Origin of the sequence: Paenibacillus tundrae (assembly GCF_030812775.1) — a bacterium.
Lineage (GTDB): Bacteria > Bacillota > Bacilli > Paenibacillales > Paenibacillaceae > Paenibacillus > Paenibacillus tundrae_A.
The window spans coordinates 33,295-53,603 of the sequence record NZ_JAUSTI010000002.1 but is presented as its reverse complement, the minus strand read 5'-3'; the positions used below and the strand labels follow the sequence as shown (position 1 = coordinate 53,603).

General features: G+C 44.1%; 17 protein-coding genes and 1 pseudogene. 14 read left to right on the top strand and 4 right to left on the bottom strand.

The window, feature by feature from the left end:
• Positions 1-94 precede the first annotated feature (94 nt).
• A complete protein-coding gene (locus J2T19_RS03530; RefSeq protein WP_307213245.1) occupies positions 95-646 on the bottom strand; it encodes a glutathione peroxidase in 552 nt (183 codons plus the stop codon).
• A gap of 287 nt (positions 647-933) precedes the next feature.
• On the opposite strand from J2T19_RS03530, the pseudogene J2T19_RS03525 reads away from it, so the two are divergent.
• From J2T19_RS03525 to J2T19_RS03500, 6 genes and pseudogenes are all read left to right on the top strand, one after another.
• Positions 934-1,621: pseudogene (locus J2T19_RS03525) on the top strand (alpha/beta fold hydrolase).
• 378 nt (positions 1,622-1,999) lie between these two features.
• A complete protein-coding gene (locus J2T19_RS03520) occupies positions 2,000-2,509 on the top strand; it encodes a rhodanese-like domain-containing protein (RefSeq protein ID WP_307213243.1) in 510 nt (169 codons plus the stop codon).
• Positions 2,510-2,554: 45 nt separating this feature from the next.
• Positions 2,555-3,943, top strand: a complete 1,389-nt coding sequence (locus J2T19_RS03515; RefSeq protein ID WP_307213241.1) for an aminotransferase class V-fold PLP-dependent enzyme — start codon at positions 2,555-2,557, stop codon at positions 3,941-3,943.
• A 31-nt stretch (positions 3,944-3,974) separates the two neighbouring features.
• The gene (locus J2T19_RS03510) at positions 3,975-4,646 is read left to right on the top strand and encodes a response regulator transcription factor (RefSeq protein ID WP_307213240.1); all 672 of its coding nucleotides are present in this window, start codon (positions 3,975-3,977) and stop codon (positions 4,644-4,646) included.
• Positions 4,643-5,713 (top strand): sensor histidine kinase, encoded by a 1,071-nt coding sequence (locus tag J2T19_RS03505; RefSeq protein WP_307213238.1) that lies wholly within the window; start codon positions 4,643-4,645, stop codon positions 5,711-5,713. The genes J2T19_RS03510 and J2T19_RS03505 overlap by 4 nt, the downstream gene beginning before the upstream one ends.
• A complete protein-coding gene (locus J2T19_RS03500) occupies positions 5,703-6,320 on the top strand; it encodes a DUF2306 domain-containing protein (protein ID WP_307213236.1) in 618 nt (205 codons plus the stop codon). Before J2T19_RS03505 ends, J2T19_RS03500 begins: the two co-directional genes overlap by 11 nt.
• Before the next feature lie 725 nt (positions 6,321-7,045).
• On the opposite strand, the gene J2T19_RS03495 is transcribed toward J2T19_RS03500, so the two are convergent.
• Positions 7,046-8,368 (bottom strand): hypothetical protein, encoded by a 1,323-nt coding sequence (locus tag J2T19_RS03495; protein ID WP_307213234.1) that lies wholly within the window; start codon positions 8,366-8,368, stop codon positions 7,046-7,048.
• 161 nt (positions 8,369-8,529) lie between these two features.
• On the opposite strand from J2T19_RS03495, the gene J2T19_RS03490 reads away from it, so the two are divergent.
• Positions 8,530-9,291, top strand: a complete 762-nt coding sequence (locus J2T19_RS03490) for a pentapeptide repeat-containing protein (protein ID WP_307213232.1) — start codon at positions 8,530-8,532, stop codon at positions 9,289-9,291.
• Between the two features lie 165 nt (positions 9,292-9,456).
• On the opposite strand, the gene J2T19_RS03485 is transcribed toward J2T19_RS03490, so the two are convergent.
• Entirely contained in the window at positions 9,457-9,591 is a 135-nt protein-coding gene (locus J2T19_RS03485; protein ID WP_307213230.1) for a hypothetical protein, read from the bottom strand.
• 65 nt (positions 9,592-9,656) lie between these two features.
• A complete protein-coding gene (locus J2T19_RS03480; RefSeq protein WP_307213229.1) occupies positions 9,657-11,921 on the bottom strand; it encodes an FAD-dependent oxidoreductase in 2,265 nt (754 codons plus the stop codon).
• 145 nt (positions 11,922-12,066) lie between these two features.
• Here J2T19_RS03480 and J2T19_RS03475 point away from each other — a divergent pair, with 145 nt between their 5' ends.
• The 7 genes from J2T19_RS03475 (at position 12,067) to J2T19_RS03445 (ending at position 20,292) form a co-directional block, all read left to right on the top strand.
• Positions 12,067-12,834, top strand: a complete 768-nt coding sequence (locus J2T19_RS03475; RefSeq protein ID WP_307213227.1) for a helix-turn-helix domain-containing protein — start codon at positions 12,067-12,069, stop codon at positions 12,832-12,834.
• 171 nt (positions 12,835-13,005) lie between these two features.
• Positions 13,006-14,826: a sensor histidine kinase gene (locus J2T19_RS03470; protein WP_307213225.1), complete on the top strand. Its 1,821-nt coding sequence runs from the start codon at positions 13,006-13,008 to the stop codon at positions 14,824-14,826.
• A gap of 23 nt (positions 14,827-14,849) precedes the next feature.
• Entirely contained in the window at positions 14,850-15,698 is an 849-nt protein-coding gene (locus J2T19_RS03465) for a response regulator transcription factor (RefSeq protein WP_307213223.1), read from the top strand.
• 172 nt (positions 15,699-15,870) lie between these two features.
• Positions 15,871-17,190 (top strand): ABC transporter substrate-binding protein, encoded by a 1,320-nt coding sequence (locus tag J2T19_RS03460; RefSeq protein WP_307213221.1) that lies wholly within the window; start codon positions 15,871-15,873, stop codon positions 17,188-17,190.
• A gap of 291 nt (positions 17,191-17,481) precedes the next feature.
• The gene (locus J2T19_RS03455; protein WP_056691145.1) at positions 17,482-18,363 is read left to right on the top strand and encodes a carbohydrate ABC transporter permease; all 882 of its coding nucleotides are present in this window, start codon (positions 17,482-17,484) and stop codon (positions 18,361-18,363) included.
• 77 nt (positions 18,364-18,440) lie between these two features.
• The gene (locus J2T19_RS03450) at positions 18,441-19,271 is read left to right on the top strand and encodes a carbohydrate ABC transporter permease (RefSeq protein WP_307214015.1); all 831 of its coding nucleotides are present in this window, start codon (positions 18,441-18,443) and stop codon (positions 19,269-19,271) included.
• A gap of 133 nt (positions 19,272-19,404) precedes the next feature.
• On the top strand, positions 19,405-20,292 hold the full coding sequence (locus J2T19_RS03445) for an RCC1 domain-containing protein (protein WP_307213218.1): 888 nt from the start codon (positions 19,405-19,407) through the stop codon (positions 20,290-20,292).
• The last annotated feature ends 17 nt before the right edge of the window (positions 20,293-20,309 follow it).

Genomic DNA, 20,309 nt, shown 5'->3' with positions numbered 1-20,309 from the left:
CGATCTTGATCCTGTTTCTTATAGGGTCAAGATCGTTTTATTATTCAGGGAAGGTTGTTTTTAATCAACAAAACACGTGTAATAAATGGTTCGACTACTTTGAAAGCAATATCTTAATGTTTGGCTCTATTTCAAATGGTTCAGTTGTTGTCTCATATCTACCTTGAACCTGACCGTTACGATCGATCAAAAACTTCGTGAAGTTCCACTTAATCCCGTCACCCATATATATATCAGGGAACTTCTCGTTTAGAAAATTCTTCATCCATTCCCCGCTGGCGGTTTCAGTATCAAAACCTTGAAATGGCGCTTGCGCTGTTAAAAACTGATAAATTGGATGGGCGTTTTGGCCCCTAACTTCAATCTTTTCGAATAACGGAAACGTTAACTTAATCAGATTCTTACAATAAGCTTTCACTTCCGAATTATCCCCAGGTTCCTTCTCATTAAACTGATTACACGGAAATGCGAGAATTTCCAAACCATCTCGATGGTACTTTTCATACAACTGCTGAAGAGACGTAAATTGACGAGAATAGCTACATTTACTTGCGGTGTTAACAACAAGTAGAACTTTCCCTTGGAATCTTGTTAAATCAGCTGTCGTACCATCTATGGTATGGATTTTCATATCATAGAAAGACATCTGAATCATCCTCCTTATATATTCAAATTGTTACATACCCATCTTAATCCGAATAAACCCCATTGGAGAAATATATAATATCAATTACTTACATAGGTAAAGCCTATATCGAAATATCGCATTTACTTGGCTCATTTTCGATTGAGGAACGTATGTTCTTTTCATGCGAGGTATATGGGGTTCATAATACTAACGTAACGGAAACGGAGATATGCTTGCTTAATTAAATAATGAAGATTTTTCTATTTTACAAGCAATTATAGATAGCTTAATTGGGAGGAGTATGTATGCCATTTTGTAAAGTTAAGAATGCCAATATATATTACGAGGAAACGGGTACAGGTAAACCGATTATAATGATACATGGTTTTTCACAAGACCATCGTTTATATACAGTTTATTGAAATACTCGTCCCAAACCAAGATTATCTCATTGCAGGCAAATCATACGGTAGATATATTACAAGAGGTGTAATTAATAAACATAAGGATCGTATTGGTGGCGCTGCACTGATTTGTCTATTAATTATTCTCGAACACCAGAGAAGAGAAGTTCCCGAGCATTTGGTTATACATAGTGATCGCGAATTTATGGACACCTTAACTGAAGAGCAAATAAGTAATTTTAGCGCAAATCAAGTCGTTCTCAATGAATATAATTGGAAAAGGTATTCTGAAGAGATCGTTGAAGGTTGTGAGATCGCTGACTACGATTTTCTTAACGAGCTTAAAAAAAACTATGGATTTTCCACAAATGTAGATGAATTAGTTTTTGATAAACCAACAGTATTTACACTCGGGCGACAAGATGCAGTCGTTGGTTACAAAGACGCTTTTAGAATATTAGACAATTTCCCTAGGGCAACATTTGCCGTTCTAGATCGAGCTGGCCATAATCTTCAGATTGAACAGGCTCTATTATTTGAGTCACTTATGTGTGAGTGGCTTGAAAGAGTAACAGAGTTTGGATTTTAATTTTTATGATATTCCATAATACTAAGAGGAAACGTTAGTGAAATATAATAGGGATCGTTGCATTTTAGGCTTCTTCCTTGTTTTTATTTGCTATATGTTCTGCAAATGAAGATGGAATATTTAATGATAAGATTCGGGGAAACATCTTAATTAATACAAGGTTCCCAGAGTATCTAGCCGGAAATTATGGGAGATTCATTGCTAGGATGTCATCAAATGTGTCTGAAGTAAAGCAAACTTTTTCAGTCAGTCCGGTACACTGCGAACCTTTCGCCAAAATAATTTGTTTAAATTGAGTTTACATTGTGGCTTTATCATGAGGGGTGTCTTGGAAGAGTTCTATGATTTTTATAAAGAATGATGGGGAGGGGGAGTATGATGGGAACTACCTATACGGATATATCATTCCATGAATTACAAGCGAAGTTGAATAAAAGAGAGAACCTGAAAATATTTGATGTTCGCACAGCTAAAAGTTTTGGACGCGGCCATATCAAAGGATCAATCAATGTTCCCTATTCAGCATGGTCGACTATACCAAGGATTTCGGCAGAAGAAGAGGTTGTGATCATCTGTTATTTCGGCATGGCAAGTTCAAGGGTGTCAGAGCAATTAGCCGAGTCCCATGATAAAGTGTTTAACTTTAAAGGTGGAATGGCTCAATGGCAAGGCGAGATAGAGACGGAGACGATCCGCCATAAATGGAATACAGAGAGGATTTATACGTTGGTTTTAGGATTTTTGTTTCTGTTGTCAGTGCCTATATCGTTCTTAAATTCTTGGTGGGGGTTGAGCTACTCAGCGATCGTGGCAATAGTAGTGCTTCTCTCTGGTATCACGAACCATATCTTTATTACGAAATGGATTCGTTCCTTCGGTTTCAAGTAACAGATCACTTTAGTTACTCCAAGAATATATAAAAAGGAGAGCTGTATGAAACCTTCTCAAGTTAATCGATCGCAATCAAAACAGCAAAAAAAGTGGAGAGACTTGGTCATTGGGCTGAATGAAAAGATTCCTATAGCGGATGGACGTTACATGAGAGGGATCTATTTGGACAATGCAGCTACCACGCCGCCATTTAAGAGTGTTTTGAAAGAGATAGAGCGATTTGCGCCATGGTATTCCTCTATTGGCCGAGGGCAGGGGTATAAGTCTGTGCGTTCAACAGAGATCATAGAACAAGCTCGCTCCAATTTGTTGAATTTTGTAGGTGGGAACGAAGGTAGCCATACGGTTATTTTCACCAAGAATAGTACAGAGTCCATCAATTTACTCTCACATATTTTGAATCAAGTCGTGGATAAACGCTATATTTTAGTATCCGAAATGGAACATATTTCGAATGACTTACCTTGGAGAAATAACTATGAGGTCGAATATATTGCTGTTCATGATGATGGTCAAATAAAATTGGAGGATTTAGAATTAAAACTTTCGGCATTACAAGAGCAAGTCGCGTTAGTCTCCATAACAGGAGCCTCCAATGTAACAGGCTGCATCAATCCTATTTACGAGGTGGCTGAACTTACGCATCGCTATGGTGCAAAAATTCATGTGGATGCAGCACAGTTAATTCCTCATGAAACGATCCAAATGAAGCGACTGAATTCGGCAGAAAATATTGATTATCTTTCCTTTACAGGACATAAATTGTATGCTCCGTTCGGCACGGCTGTTTTAATTGGAGAGACCGAAGTATTTAATGCTGCACAGCCGATGCTGCAAGGTGGGGGCACGGCTCAGATCGCTTTGAGATCATCGGTTCAATGGAACGGGGCACCCGAGAGGTTTGAGGGTGGAACGCCTAATGTGATGGGTATCGTCGCATTAAATACAGCAATTCGTACATTGCAGCAAGTTAATACGGAAGCGATACATGAATATGAGAAGCAGTTAATGAATTATACACTTGAAAGGCTGCGCATAGTTGAGGGCTTAACCCTATTCAGTGCCTCGAACGATAATCAGCCACACGTGAGTGTGTTTTCGTTTACAATAGATAAGTTACACCATCAGGATATTGCTCAGGTTTTAGCGAATGAGTTTGGCATCTCGGTTAGAGCCGGATTTTTCTGTGCCTATTCCTATGTGCAGAAACTCTTAGACTTGAGTGATGAGAGGATCGACGAGCTCAGGGAGGATGCAACTCTTCCTTCACCGGGCTTGGTTCGAATTAGTTTAAGTTTTTATAATACATTTGCAGAAATCAATGACCTTGTCGAAGCGCTACAACAGATCGCTCACAAAGCGGAATATTATACGAAGAAGTATGAGAATGTACCAAAAGGGATTTGTGGTAGACCGAGATCAGATGGATAAACAGAAGCATCTATAAAGAAGGTGGAATGGAATGGCAACGTTATTAGTTGTGGATGACGATCCTTCAATTCGCGAGTTGGTTACAGTCATTTTGAAGCAGGAATATTTTATAGTGATAGAGGCTTCTGATGGGCAAGAAGCATTGGATATAGCTAAAGAGCATGAGATTGACATGGCCATCATTGATATTATGCTTCCCAAGGTGGATGGTTGGGACCTTTGCAAGGAGTTTCGTCAATGGTATGACTTCCCTATCTTAATGCTGACAGCAAAAGGGGAATCCATTCAGAAGATAAAGGGCTTTAACCTTGGTGCAGATGATTATATGGTGAAGCCATTTGAACCACTTGAGCTGCTATTAAGGATAAAAGCCATTCTTCGAAGATATCAAATCAACCAGTCTCATACCGTGCAAATCGGTGAGTTATGGATGAATAAAAACACATATGAGGTGTCATTAGGCCAGAAAAGCTATACCCTGCCGTTGAAGGAGTTTAATTTGCTTTTTAAATTAGCAGAGAACCCTGGTCGGACGTATACGAGAGATCAATTAATTGAATTTATTTGGGGCATGTACTTTTCGGGTAATGATCGGACGCTGGATGTACATATTAATCGACTTCGGGAACGTCTGAAGGAACAATCTTCTTTTCAAATAAAAACCATTCGGGGATTAGGTTATCGTTTAGAGGTGTTATCGTGAATAAAAAGATATGGAAACATCTTGTTATGGTTGTAATTTCATTACTCTTAGTCAGCTTTCTAGTTGGCTATCTGCCATACGTGCTAACCTCATTTTTGTACAAGATGTGGAAGTTCAATCCTTCCGATTGGCTTGCAGCAACGATTAACGGGCTGCTCGGTTTTATTCTGGCGATGATACTCATGTCTGTGCTAATGATGTTACTTCGCCCCCAAAGAGATCGGCGATTACAGCCTATTATTGATAGCATGAAACGTATCAGCAGTGGTGAATATGATCGCGCACATCTGAACGAGAGCAGGATCAAAGGCTATTCGATGTCCTTTTTATCAAGGAACGTTAATCGAATGGCAGAGGAACTGACTTTACGAGAAAAATTAAACCAGGAGTTTATTTCTAACGTGTCTCATGAGATACAGTCTCCACTCACAGCAATAAAAGGCTTTACTCATGTTTTGAGAAATCCTGAGCTAACGATCGCGGAGAGAACTCATTATCTTGATATCATCGAAAGAGAAAGTAATCGACTGTCCAACCTAAGCACGAATATGCAAAAGCTGTCGTGGTTAAAAGAATTGAACTTGGATATGAAGATCCAGAACTTTCGTCTGGATCAGCAATTAAGAGAAGTTGTATTAACGATGGAATATCATTGGAGTCAAAAAGACATTGAGTTATCCGTCCATCTGCAAGAGACTCAATGCCTGGCGAATGAAGAATTGTTAAACCAGGTTTGGATGAATCTACTGGATAATGCTATTAAATTCACACCGAATGGTGGACAAATACGGATCGACTTAACTAATACACACAGAGGACTGGTTGTGGAGATTAGGGATAATGGAATCGGTATGACAGCTGATGAACAAAACCGTATATTTGAACGGTTCTATAAAAGTGACCGCTCACGTAATCGAGAAAAGAAGGGCAGCGGTCTTGGACTGTCTATTGTCCAAAAAATCGTAGAATTACATCACGGAAAAATATCCGTTTCAAGTGTACCCAATGATGGCACAACGTTCACAGTCCATCTTACGAATGGAGAGCTAGAAACAAATGAAAAGTAGCAAGGGTCTAATGATTACGCTATCTGTTATTGCTGTCATGTGGATTTTGCATACAGCCTCCAAGAACTTTATGGTCGACCCATCCTTCTCGACGTTCCTTTCGAACAAGGATATTCAACTTCCGAATATTGATTTATGGTTCGTTATGATTCGAATGCACATTGTTTTGGCCATTGTGGCTTTGCTTACCGGCCCATTAGGTCTTTCAAAAAGGATTCGGATGAAGAAACCCATGCTGCATCGCTGGAATGGACGAATCTATGTCTTATCCATCTTGTTCAATATCATTCCAGGTTATTATGTATCATTTTATGCGAGTGGAGGATTTTGGAGTGTCACTGGCTTCTTAGTCTTGAATACATGTTGGTTTCTAACTACGATGAATGGTTATCGGTATATACGAAAAGGACAAGTCAAACAGCATCGAGATTGGGTTCTTCGGAGCTTCTTTTTAACCTTTGCGAATTTGACAATCTATATCATTGTCGCCATTGTTCATAATGGTGTGGGTCTTCCATATGGTTTATCTTATACATTTGCCGTTTGGTTGGCCGTTATTCTCAATTTGTTATTGGCAGAATTGGTCATAAGAAAATCGAGCATCTAAGGATAGCGATGAAGTCAACTATGTAACGAACGGAGACAACTAACACAATGTGAGTACTGTCGAGGGACAAGAACATGATGCCATTGAAGTCGCTATTTTAGCGGCTTTTTTATTTTATCGGTATAAGTTGTAAAATGGGAGTTTCCGATATCCACAGGATAAATTGTTTCTTTTTAGTGAAATCACATGGCCATTTAATAAGTGTTGTATCGAATACAGCAACTCATAAGTGGTATGATGGTGTGACTGATGTCCCTACGAAGGTCATGTTTGATTTCGTTTGTAAAGCTGCAGGCAGAGAGTTAGCTAATTCTAATAAAACGAGCTAATACAGGTGGGACACGCTTACTTTCCCAGTCCGGAAGCGTACGCTGGCTTTTTAAAGGAATAAGACAGCATGATATATGCACTGAAAAGAGGAGGGCATGCAAAAATGGAATTCAAATTTGGGAACACTGCCATTCTTATTCCCCTTTACAGATATTTAAGGAAATAAATTCTTGTCCCAAACTAATGAAATGACAAGAGCATCGTAGCTCCGATCAGATAAACAACGAATTGAAACATGATAACAGTTTCATTAAACTAACGGGCAGGATAGTCTAAGATTATCCGAGGTGAACCGTATCACAAATTAAAAAGGAAGTAATGACCCAAGATTGGCAAGCAAAAATCTAAGGCAGCCTTGCGCGAGATTATTCATGAGACTGCCTAGATTTGTGAGGTTACATGCTATAATTGATGCCTTCACCAGCGCCTGTACGGGCGTTGATGTAGACGCGAGAAACGCCTTCGATCCCTGTGATGGGAAATGCATATACGAGCTTGTCGTTGTGGATTTCCAGTTTTGGCTTACCGGAAACCTTTACTATTGAGCTAAGCTTCATGGAAGCTTGCTCCATTGTCAGCTTCGGGTGAAGCTGGAAGGTTTTATTATAATGGTAGAAATAACGATATGCATCAAAGCTCTTCAACGCACCATTACGCGAATCAAATTGCCATACAACTTTCATCTGCGGAATGGGAACGTGCTCCCGAACCGGAATATACGTGAGATAAATGGAGGTATCATTTAACTTTTTCGCTACTAATGTCATCCTTTCGTCAGACCAACGCGACATCCAGTTGTCGGCAACTGCGATAGCTTGCTCGAAGTCCATAGATTGCTCTACAGCTGCTTCATTAGAGATCGAGCCGTTGCTTGTTACTTGCAGCACGTGACCGCTTTTACTCAGCGTTGCAGTATAGGAGCTGGTTGATTTCCCATTGTTGTCCGATAAATTGAAATCCATGACTTCTCCGTACTGGGGGCTACTTCCGCCAGAGGACATGTGGACGAATTGCTTACCTGCGCCTTTATTCCATGCCTCGCCCATGAAAATTTTTGCTTTGGCCGCAAGCTCTGTTGCCTTATAAGTGGTTTCACCAGCGAACACGGTTCCAGGCTTCGGAGGTATGTAAGGATTCTGGTTGTACAGGAACTCGTTAAAAGCTTTATTGCCATACGTAGAGACCGAGTCGAGTTGAGACAAGGCCTCTTCCATTTCGGTCGAGACCTGTTGTACATCTGATATAGAGGAATCAACAGATTTATGTCTCATTTGTTCGATATACGGCAGAGCGGTCTTTGCAAACTTTCTCAGACGCTCAATTTGTTCTAATTGATCCGCGTTGAGTGAAATTTCCTTTTCACTGGCTGGATATTCCAAATAACGGCTGGCATCCGTGATAAACGACTCAAATGACCAAATTTGAAAGTTCATTGTAACGGATCCGATCCTTACATATTGCAAGATATAATTGGCGTTTTCAATCGCAGATTGAAGTGCTAATTGACGATCTGTAATTGAAGATGCTGCCAGGGACTCCGCAAGCGCATAGTCAAATTCTCGCAAGTAGATCGACTGCATATGCGACCAGTATTGCGTATTGCTCTGTTGCTGCTGCTCAAATTGTCGATTACTCTGATGCTCTGTAAAGCTGAAATACGCGCCCGCTAATGTCGTCACACAAAGCAGACTAATGATGGATTTGCTGAGAACGTTCATGTCAATTAAAACTCCTATCTTTGTCTTCATAATGCTTATAAACTTTAACAAAGATGAGAACACAGTTTAATGAGTAAATTTTACCAATACAAATCGTTAGTCTAAGGAACCGTGTTTTAGATACTTAGGAGGAACTATGAATCTGTGATAGGGGGATAGGGATGAGAAGGCTTGAGTCTGGAATGTCAGTAGACAGCGAATGGTTTACTGATATTGTCAGGTATGAACACGAAACGATAAGTGGATCGACCATAATAAACTCGAATGTGGGCTCACCGATATTTTGGAGCTGTAACCTGCAGCATCTAGTATTTGATACCTGCGATCTTACGAATGCGAGATTTTTTGCCGGTAGTATGATTGATCATTGTACATTTAATCGTTCCGACTTGCGCTCAGTTGGCATTGCCCAAGACGAAGCTATTTTCATCAATTGCGAATTTTCCTCCTGCGATATGAGAGGCATGACATTGGAGAATGCTACGTTTATCGACTGTACTTTTGTTAAATGTAGATTCAATGACCGGATTTTACAAGTGGCAAAAATCATCAATTGTTCCTTCACGGGTAAGCTAGTGGATATCACGTTTGAGGGAAATGGCAGACAAAAGCTAATCGCCAATTTTGAAAACTGTATCCTTGATGGTGTTCGATTTGTGGGCTGTGACCTGACACGATGTATTCCACCAAAATCCAAAAACCATCTGTATGTTGAACAGGTATCTGCACGTGTGAAAAATGCTTTGACGAAGATTGAGGATGACAACAATCTATCTGACGATGATCGGAAGGTACTGGTACGCAGTCTGCGCAAGCTTGAGCAGATGGAACAGTATATTTTCAACACGGCACATATGAAGATAATATATGGTGATGTTTTTGTTGAGCGATTTTTCAGTAGTCTGGAATGTAACAATGCGTAAACCCCAAAAATAGAAATTATATGTGATAGTGCCGGAAGAAGTGATGATTTGAAAGGAGTTCGCTAGAGAACATACTCTCACAGATTACTGCATGGTAGTTGAACGGTGTATTGTCATACTACTTTGAAAAGAAAGAGCACCAACTGCTGTAACTCTGCTGATGCTCTATTTCATACGCACATAATCCACATCCGCCTTGGTTTTATCTGGTACGAGAATGCGCAACAATAGAGCACCCATCGTGGTGCTTTTTCTTTTCCCATCATCTGGCGGAATGAGAGCCATTCTTAGCTTCATCATATAAAAGCGTCCGATTGCAGGCTGGATAAGCTCATATTGTTCCCTTTACCGATTAGATGGCTCCCCTACCTTGTTGGCTCGGCATAAGCACGGATCTCAATAAGCTCCGCATATCTGGTGCCATGTGTGGCCTCAATGGTCATCCTAAGCGCTTTTGCATGCACAGGTACATCCAGAGAATGGATGACTTTTCTTCTGCGGTTTTCCTTTACACATACGATTTCGATCCATTCGCCAGACTGAGCCAAAACCTCGACTTGATAATCGCTTATAAGTTCAGGCATGACACGGGATGTCGTGTGATGGTGATGCAAATTGACGAGATCCTCGTTCACATCATCATTGAACGTCAAGTGCACTTCAGCCAAGATTTGTGGATCTTCCCACGTCAGTTGCACCCATTCCGGCGTGCCTGGCTTCATCCGCTGTGACATCCACTGCTGCGGCCCGCCGAAAGGACGATGATAACCGTTTATCGTATGATTCGCCGAGTAAGCATCACTCAATGAGAGCGTACGACAGCAGAATGGCTGGCGTGCCAGCCCTTGCATGGACCATAATACGACAGGTTGATCCGTGGCGTGATCCTCAAGATTTTTGGACACGTGATTTTCTTCTGTTTTGAAGAAAATAAGTACACCACTGTGTGCTTCAGTGGAATGGTGGAGTGAGATGGATGTATTAGCCCGGAAGATAATAAATGCATTCTGCGGTTCTTCCGGTCGCCATTCGAGTGGAAGCTTCACCCACTGAACGCTTCCCGTTGTAACGTTAACGGTCACCGTAACTTGTAACGTATGCGGCACGTAATTCTCCTTACGCCCTGTATCCCACAGCTCTACCGTTAGTTCGGTATCGCTGGATGCATCCAGTAGCAGCTCTAAGCCGCTTAGCATTGGATGCACAGGTAGCAGCAGGGCGGCATCCGTATCCAGCGGATACATCTCGCCAGGCTGCTCTATAGCGATGCTCGTCAGCGTGCTGGAGGCTGTAGCCTTGGCACGCCGAGCCAGATCCAGCTCATCGTTGCTTCGCACGCCAATGATGGAAGCATCCTGTCGCAGCAACGTCTGCTGCAGCAAGGCAAGATGCCTCGCGTACAGCTCGCGCGGCGGCACATCCATGGTCGCGCAAAGCGCCGCGCCCGTACCTGCGGCTTCGCCAATGACAGCGCATGTTGCCATAACGCGGGTCGTGCCGAAGGCGACATGCGATGCGCTAATGTCGCGTCCGGCCATGAGCATGTTCCGTACATTCACGGAATACAACGAGCGGAACGGCACATGATATACGCCATCGGCATGCATATGTTTCGAACCGCTCGCCTCCGCGTACATACCCTGCGGGGGATGCAGGTCAATGGACCAGCCGCCAAACGCAACGGCATCTGGGAACTCACGCTGGCTGATAATATCGTTCTGGGTGAGCACATAGTCACCCGTGAAACGGCGGTACTCTCTTTTGCCGGGCAGAGAACCGATCCACTCCAGCGTCATATGCTCTGCATCGAACTTGCCAGAATTCTTGATATAGTCCCAGATGCCGTAGATCACAGCCCACAGTTCATCACGAATCAACTCATTATCATGAACGGTGTCATGTTCACCACCCCATTCAATCCACCAGTAATGACAACCTGAGTCCCCGCTGCGTATGACCCGGCGAATCGGAATGCTAGTCTGAGTGATATCCTTGGCAAAAGAGGGCGGGATATAACGGATAGGTGCACCAGTATCCTTGGTATAGAAGAGAAGTGTACTGCCCAGCGTGATCTGATCGGCCACCTCTGGTGCCCATTCTTCACCATATTCGCTGCGGGCTTCCCGACCTAACGCAAACTTGGCTCCAGCTAGGAAGCCCACCAATCCATCCCCCGTACAGTCGATATAGATCTTACTTTCGAATCGCATTTTGCGCTCAGAACCCATCATCCATCCAGTAACGGAGGTAATCATGCGCTCATCTTCATCTCCTGTGGCCTCTACTTCATGGACATCCGTATTCAGGTATAGACGGATGTTGGATTCTGCTCGAACGGCTTCCAGAATGATTAAGTCCCAGAGATAAGGATTACCCTCCGGATTGCGATACTGATTCTCTACAAACAGTTCGCCCATGATGCCAGTCTCGCGGGCATAGCGGTTAATGCCGTGCGCTGTAGCGCCACAGACCCATACGCGTACCTCGCTGCTGGAATTGCCGCCGAGTACGGGACGATTCTGCACTAGCGCGACCTGTTGGCCGAGTCGTGCCGCGGATATAGCTGCGCATACACCAGCAAGCCCGCCACCGATGACGGTGATATCCGGTTTAACAAGTTCGTGCTTCATAAGAACACCTCTCTCTTGGAATATGGAGGAGCCTAAGCTCGCAATTCATATCTATAATTTCATATTAGTTCTATATATTTACTTTTTAAATACACTATATTATCATCGAGCATATACTTTATTTCACATCAAAGGCAGGTGTATCATGGACCTCCTGAATCACATCTACTGGAAGAAGAAAGCGGAGTTTGCCTTGGCAGAGGATATATACGACGCTTGGGTAGTCTTTGCTGTGGAAGAGGGCGTATTTCGTTATGAGATTGGGGGGCAGACGGGAGAGGCGGGTTTTGCTGATCTGGTGTTATGTCCGCCCCGCATGCTTTTTCGCAGAGAGACGGTAACCCCGCTAACGTTTCACTATATACAGTTTCGTTCTAACTCCTTAGAGGATGAAAATCTTCTGCCGCCGGTCGGAAAATCCCTAATTAATGATACAAAACGCCTGGCTTCAACGTATGCTTATCTGCGTCAGGCGAGTGAAGACAATGATGGGGATTCAGCAAAATGGAAAACTCATTTGATGATGGATTTGTGGCAGTTGTTTCAGTGGGAGCACAGACAGAACAAGTTGATGCAACGAAAGTTTACGGAAGATGCTCTGATGGCTGAAGCGGCGGTTTTGCTCGAGGAATGGGCAGGAGATGCGGTCAGTCTTCGAACGTTGGCAGAATACTTGGCTTTGAGTCCAGTCCAACTAACCCGGCGTTTTCGTGATGCTTTTCAAGAAACACCTTCGGATTATCTGAAAGCGATTCGTCTAAAAAAGGCTAGGGACTTACTGGCCGATAGTGGTCTGACCCTTACCCAGATTGCAGAAAGATGTGGATATGAGAACGGATTTTATCTGAGTCGGGTGTTCTCATCCACCATGGGGATCAGCCCTTCGGAATACCGGAAACGACATCAGGTGTAAGAAAAGAATCCGATCTGTTTCTTGCTTGTACGAATAGAACATATCTACGCATTTCATTTCGATACGGGCAAGGGAGTATCACAAATTCATGCAAATCATTCGACTTCGGCTATAAATTGTAGGTAGGTGCTATAATGGGTTCATTAATTGTAGGGGAGCGAGTACAAAGGAATGAACATGCCACACTGGAAGAGATTATTGCCACAGCGGCTGAGGTACCAACTGTTCGGTGCTTTTGTGGTGTTGATTCTCTTGCCGTTCAGTGCGTTGAATGTCTACAACTATCAGCAGATTGAATCGCTGGTCGAGCAGAAAATCAGCGAACAGAGTCATGAACAACTGGTACAGATGTACCGTTCTCTGGAGGATCAGATGAGCATTGCTTTCAAAACGCTCATTTTTCTGGAACAGGATTCGGCGGTAAGAAGTGTGCTAATCTCTCCAGACAGTCGTACTCCTCTTGAGAACAAATCGCTCGTGGAAGAGAAATTCAAGATGATCAACAACAGTTTCTTTCTATATAATCCTTCAGTCTACTTTACTCTATTGGATTTTCATGATAGCGTTTACACTTCGTATTTACCCCAAAAAGCGTTATCTTATGATCCCTATTTAGAGCAATTCAGCAAGCGTCTAGGCGAGATCCCTCTGGTAAAGGGCGGTACAGATTCGGCTCTGTTTCAACAGGAAGAACTTTTTTATCGCTGGGATGCCCGAGATACGAACTATGTGTTGCGGGAGTTATCCTCCAGCCCGTACTTATTGTCACTTTATGCTTACATGAAAGATAGCGGAGGCCAACGGTATGGGCTGGCACGAATTAGCATTGATTACTCTTACTGGTTTCAGACCCTGTCGAAGGATTCTCAGAGTAATCAGGAATATTATCTTATTACGGGGAGTGGAGAGACCATTGCCCGTTCCACCAAAACTGCTGCCCTCTCCTTCGAGGTCACTCGTGAAATTGCTCGCCATCCGGCAGAGGCTTATCTGACCGATCCAGCTTCAGATACACTAATTAACTATGTGTATATCGAATCACTGGACTGGTATATGGTCAATCGGATTCCGCTTTCGATCCTCTTTACAGAGATATCCGAACTCAAACAGCGTTACTTTCTGACTTTTTTCGGGTTCACAGGAGCGTTTGTACTGATGGCTTTTATAATCTCGGCGACGTTCACGCGCCCTTTGTCCCATCTACAGAAACAAATGAAGGAGGTTGTCCGCAAAAACCTCAAGATTCGTATTCCCGAGGGACATAGCCGTGGCGAAGTGTTAGAACTAACACGTACGTTTAATACCATGTTGGACGATGCTAACCAGATGATTGCCAGACTCAAGACGGAGGAACGCCAGAAGGAAGCGGTCCATTTTCATATGCTTTTGGCTCAGATGAATCCGCACTTTCTCCTGAATACGTTGAATACCATGAAATGGAGTGCGATCCGCAGCGGGAATGAGGAAATCTCCGAGATGTGTGTTTCCCTGGGAAAATTACTGGAGGTCAGCCTGAATTCACAGGTCGAATTGGTATATCTTAAGGATGAGATTGAGTTAGTTCAAGCTTACATTCATATCCAGCGGGTTCGCTACCGTGACAGCTTTGAAGTGACTTGTGAATTGGACGATACACTGGAGTATGCGCTGGTGCCCAAGCTGAGCTTGCAGCCGCTGGTAGAGAATGCGATTCATCACGGTGTCGGACCACTAGAGCAGCTTGGTCAGATCTGTATCCGAATTTACAGGCAAGACACAGGAACACTGATGCTTGAGGTGGCAGACAACGGAATTGGAATTGAGGAATCACTGCGTTTGCAGGTAACCCGGACGCGTCCGGGAATTGGCCTATCTAATCTCAGGGAACGATTGAGGTTATTGTTCAAGGGTCAAAGTAAACTTGAAGTGATCCATACCTATCCGGGGACACTAGTGAGATTCAGCATTCCTTTTTTATTGTCAACGCCTTATGTAAAGAAGCAGTCTGACTAGCCGACTGGAAAGGGGAATCTGGAATGTGGAAAGTACTGCTTGTAGAAGATGAGGTATTTGTACGTGAGTCGGTGCGTGAAATCATTTCCTGGGAAGAGTTGGGCTTCACAGTCATCGGGGAGTCCGGTAATGGTACCGAAGCACTTGCAATGATTATACAGGATGTACCCGATCTGGTGCTGACCGATATTGTCATGCCGGGTATGGATGGTCTTGAATTACTCAAACAGACACGTCAGGCTGGGTTAAAAACCAAATTTGTGATGCTTACCTGTATGGGGGAGTTCGAATATGTACGTCGTGCGATGGAATACGGAGCCTCAAATTATATTCTGAAACTGTCCATGAGTGTGAATTCACTGCGTGATACTCTACGTAAAGTAAGTGCTGAACTGGGAGATTCGGCTGAAGTCCCTACAAAGGCTAATCATCATGAGGTGTCGCCTCCTGCAACGGTTCTCACACCAACACCTGCTTCGCCATCTCTTACGACTTCTCATGCAGCCCTAACTGAGACTGATCTTCCATTCACACCTGTTCGTGAGCCGATGGTGAAGCATCCGGAGATTAGCAAGATTATTGAGTATATCGGTCAGCATTACGACCAGGACATTACCGTCAAATCCATGTCACGATTTGTGATGATGGGTGAGAATTATGTCAGTGCTTTGTTTAAAAAGAAAACGGGTCATACACTGATTCATTATCTGCATGGGGTGAGGATGGAGAAAGCGACTGAATACCTGCGCGAGACGAATCTTCCCGTACAGGAGATTAGTTACCGAGTGGGATTCGGAAGCGATAATTATTTTATCAAAATCTTCAAGCGTTGGACCGGTTGCACACCCAGCCAGTATCGCCACCGCTCGTGACTCACAGCATGAGTAGAAGGAATATGTGTACCGAGTGCTCAAGCAGGAGGAGATAAATCCGTATTTTTGTTCAATCCGAATCATGGATATGTATCTTATGAACTGCGCATGATCCCTGCTACGATGTAACGGAAGGTACATTCACTTCAATTCAGGGAGGTCATGTGACCAGATGAGAGCCAAAAGAGGATTAACCGGATTGATCGTAGGCGTGCTGATGTTGGGCTTGCTTGCCGGCTGCGTAGGCAAAAGTGAGACGAACGGTGGTGGAGATAACGGAGGCGGATCTGCCGCAGGAAAGGTGAAGTTGACCATGTGGGGCGCGGTGCCACCTGAGAATGGTCCACAGGAAGTGGTGGATACCTGGAATGCGGAGAATCCAGATATTCAGGTGGAATATGTACGGTTTGTCAATGATGACGATGGCAACTTGAAGCTGGATACGGCACTGTCCACAGGGCAGAATGTTGACCTGTATGTCAACTATACCCTCACGAATCTCGATAAACGCATCAAGGGCGGGACAGCATTGGATCTAGGCGAGTTCACTGATTATAATATTGATGAGAAAATGGGAGAAGATGCAGCATCCTGGAAAGTAGATGGCAAATATTATGGGATGCCGACCAAGAAAAATGCAGCTTTCTTCGCTTTAAATATGAAAGCGCTTGATCAAGCGGGACTGAGCGTACCCACAGCCTGGACTTGGGATGAAGCCCGTGAATATGCGCTTAAGCTGAAATCTTCTGGTTTCAAGTATGGATTGGTACAGCATACTGCTTCCTATGTAGACCCGCTTGATTCTGTTCTGGTGAAGAATGGTTATGTCAAGGCAGACGGCACTTCCAACCTCGATGATCCATTGGTCACCAAATGGCTCGAGACGTTGAATGGAATGATGAAGGAGGATGCAACTACGCCTCCACTCGGCGAGCAATTGACTTCTAAAATGCCAGTGGAGAACATGTTCCTTGGCGGCGAATCTGCCATGATTAATATTGGCGAATGGCTGATCCGCACTTCGAACAACATGACCGAGTTCCCTCGAGATTGGAAAATCGCCTTTGCACCTGTACCGAGACTGGTTGCACAGGAAGCGGATATGGTGAAAAGTGGAGGTCTCGGTGACTTAATTGCCATCAATTCCAAGTCGAAAAATAAAGAAGCCGCATGGGAGTTCCTGAAATGGTATGCTGATGGGGGAATGATGCCAATGGCTGCTGGTGGACGTCTGCCTTCCTCGAATGCGGTTGATCAACAGACTGCCATTGATCATCTGCTCGGTGATTATGCTGAATCTTATGACAAAGAGTCACTGGAATTCGTGTTATATGGTGACGAGACACCTACGTTTGTCCGCAGCATTGCACAAGAAGTGGTCGATCTGCGTGCACAGGAGTATGAAAAGTACTTCCTTGGTAACCAAACTGCCGAAGTTACTGTCCAGAACATGGTCAAACGCCATAATGATTGGTTGAAGCAGAACCAATAGAGTGCAAATGCACTTAGAGCAAGAGCCGTCCTCTCGTGGGGCGGCTTTTTTTGTGAAATAATTTGTTTGGCATACCAATTAACATGTGTTCTGTACAAAGACCTCAATGAATTCATTCAAGTCGTTGGTGCCAATAGAACAATTCCGTGTTATTTCCCTCTCGGAAAATATGGCTGAAATACATATATCTGTGATATCAGGACCATGGTTATGTTCCTTAAATGTTGCAGGACATCTTGTTATGCTTGAGTCAAGAGAAATGCAGAACAGAGGTTAAGGAGTGGGAAGAATATGCATAAATCCTGGATGAAACGGCAGAGCAGGCTCGGGTATCTGTTTATTGGGCCTAATATGATTGGCGTGCTGTTGTTTTTTATTATACCGGCTATCTATTCGTTCTATCTCATGTTCACCGATTACAAATTCATGAACCCGGAGACCCATTTTGTAGGATTGGATAACATCCGGCGAATGTTGAATGATGAGTTGTTTGGCGTGGCGCTGCGGAATACATTTATATTTCTATTAGCTGTTCCGATATCAATGGGTTTGGCGTTTATCGTGGCGGTGGCGCTGAACAAATCTGTGTACTGGCAAAAAACACTGCGTGCGCTTTATTTCATGCCCTACATCACCAGCGGTGTAGCCATCGCCTTTGTCTGGATGCTGCTGTTCCAGCCGACATCGGGACCCATTAACGGCTTCTTGCGGGGAATCGGTATTACGAATCCACCGGGTTGGTTATCGACAACCGAATGGTCGATGTATGCGATTGATATCATCTGGATCTGGTTCATGCTCGGTTACAATATGATTATATATCTGGCAGCTTTGCAGGAAATTCCGGAGGAATTGATTGAGGCAGCCCGTATAGATGGTGCCCGCCCGTGGCAGACAATACGCAGAGTCATATGGCCACTTGTTAGCCCGACAACTTTTTTACTGCTGATTACAGGACTGATCATGACTATCAAGAACTTCGGCATCATTCAGGCCATTACTCAGGGTGGACCTGGAAACAGCACAACAGTATTATCACTCTTTATCTACCAAAATGCATTTCGCTATTACGAGATGGGTTATGCCGCCGCTATTAGCTGGGCACTCTTTGCCATCATCATGATCTTCACCGTGCTACAGTGGCTCGGCCAGAAACGTTGGGTTCATTATTAAGGAGAGGAGGGATCATCATGGAGAAACCAAGTGCCTCGAACGCGCAGCCCACAGCTCCGCATTCGCCTAAGATCCGTATGGAGTCCTTGACCCAGGTTGGGAGGATTCTACTGACACTTCTGATGTCCGGTTTTGCCTTGCTGATGATTATGCCGTTCATCTGGATGATCAGTACGTCATTCAAATCTGCTGCGGATGTCTTCACCTATCCCATCCAATGGATACCCTCCAGCCTGAACTGGGAGCATCACATCAAGGTCTGGAGCGGAGTGGATACCTTTGCAACATATTACCTGAACTCGTTGAAAATATCGCTAATTAGCACCATTGGAGCTGTATTTCTCTCAGCTTTTGCAGCCTACGGTTTCGCACGCATTCAATTCAAAGGCCGGGAGACACTGTTCCTGATCTATCTATCAATGATGATGGTGCCGCCACAGGTGCTCTTTGTACCTAAGTTCCTGATGTTTGAATGGGTGGGGATATATAATACGCATTGGGCCTTGATCCTGCCTGGATTATTCACTATCTTTGGTGTATTCATGTTGCGGCAGTTCTTCCTGTCGGTGCCTTCAGAGATCTCAGAAGCTGCATTCATTGACGGTGCCGGTCACCTGCGTATATTCTTCAGGCTAATTCTGCCTCTGGCGAAGCCTGCACTAGCTACACTAGCGATCATCGATTTCTCATGGCATTGGAATGATTATGAGAATGCGCTCGTGTTCCTGATCGACAAAGACCTATACACCGTGCCACTCGGACTGCAGAACTTTATTCTGGAGAACAATGTGGACTACAATGGCATGATGGCCGCTGCCACGGCAGGCATTATTCCGATGATTATCGTCTTCCTGGTGGGTCAGCATTATATCATCCAGGGCGTGGCTGGAAGCGCCGTAAAAGGTTAAAGCTAATATCGCTGAGATGTAGTATTAATACAACCCTTTTGCTGAACGAGGCGATTCTCGCGGCTAGACGGACGACTTACTGTTGAGCTAACAGAGGGACTGAGAGAATCTTAATTTGTTGTGGAGGAAAAATATGGATTACAATTCACGGAAGGAAACGGAGTTTGAGACAATACGTTTACGTAACGATACCATAGCGGCGGGTCGTCGTCATACCGTTGGTCTTAAATCTGATGGAACGGTAACGGTAGTCGGTGATAATAAATACGGTCAATGTAATGTAAGCGCTTGGTGCCGTATCGTCGCAGTCGCTGCTGGTAATGTACATATGGCGACAAACACGGGAAATGCCCATACCGTTGGTCTTAAATCGGATGGGACTGTAACAGCCGTAGGTTGGAATAAGCATGACCAGTGCAATGTGAGCAAGTGGAGCGATATTGTAACAGTTGCAGCAGGTTGGTGCCGTACTGTCGGGGTAACATCAGATGGGTTGGTGGTTGCGGTGGGCCGCAATAATGAAGGTGAATGCAACGTAAGCAGCTGGCGTGATATTGTAGCAGTCACGGCGGGTGACTGGCATACAGTAGGGCTAAAATTAGATGGAACGGTAACAGCGGTTGGTAACAATAAGTATCGGCAGTGCAGCGTAAACGAATGGAGCAGCATATCGGCTGTTTCGGCAGGTTATCTTCACACTGTTGGGCTTAGATCGGATGGCACGGTAGTGGCTGTGGGTAGAAATAATCATGGTGAGTGCGACGTAGGCGGCTGGCGGGATATTGTAGCAGTTGCAGCGGGGAGTTATCATACCGTTGGTCTTAAATCTGATGGCACGATGGTCGCGGTGGGTTTGAATAAACATCACCAATGCGATGTAAGTGGTTGGCATGACATTAGGGCTGTTTCGGCGGGGTGTGCTCATACTATTGGTCTTAAATCAGATGGTACAATGGTTGCGGTGGGTAATAATGATCATGGGCAATGTGATGTAAGCGGATGGAGCAGCATCCAACAGTAAGCCGATTGAGTGAATGT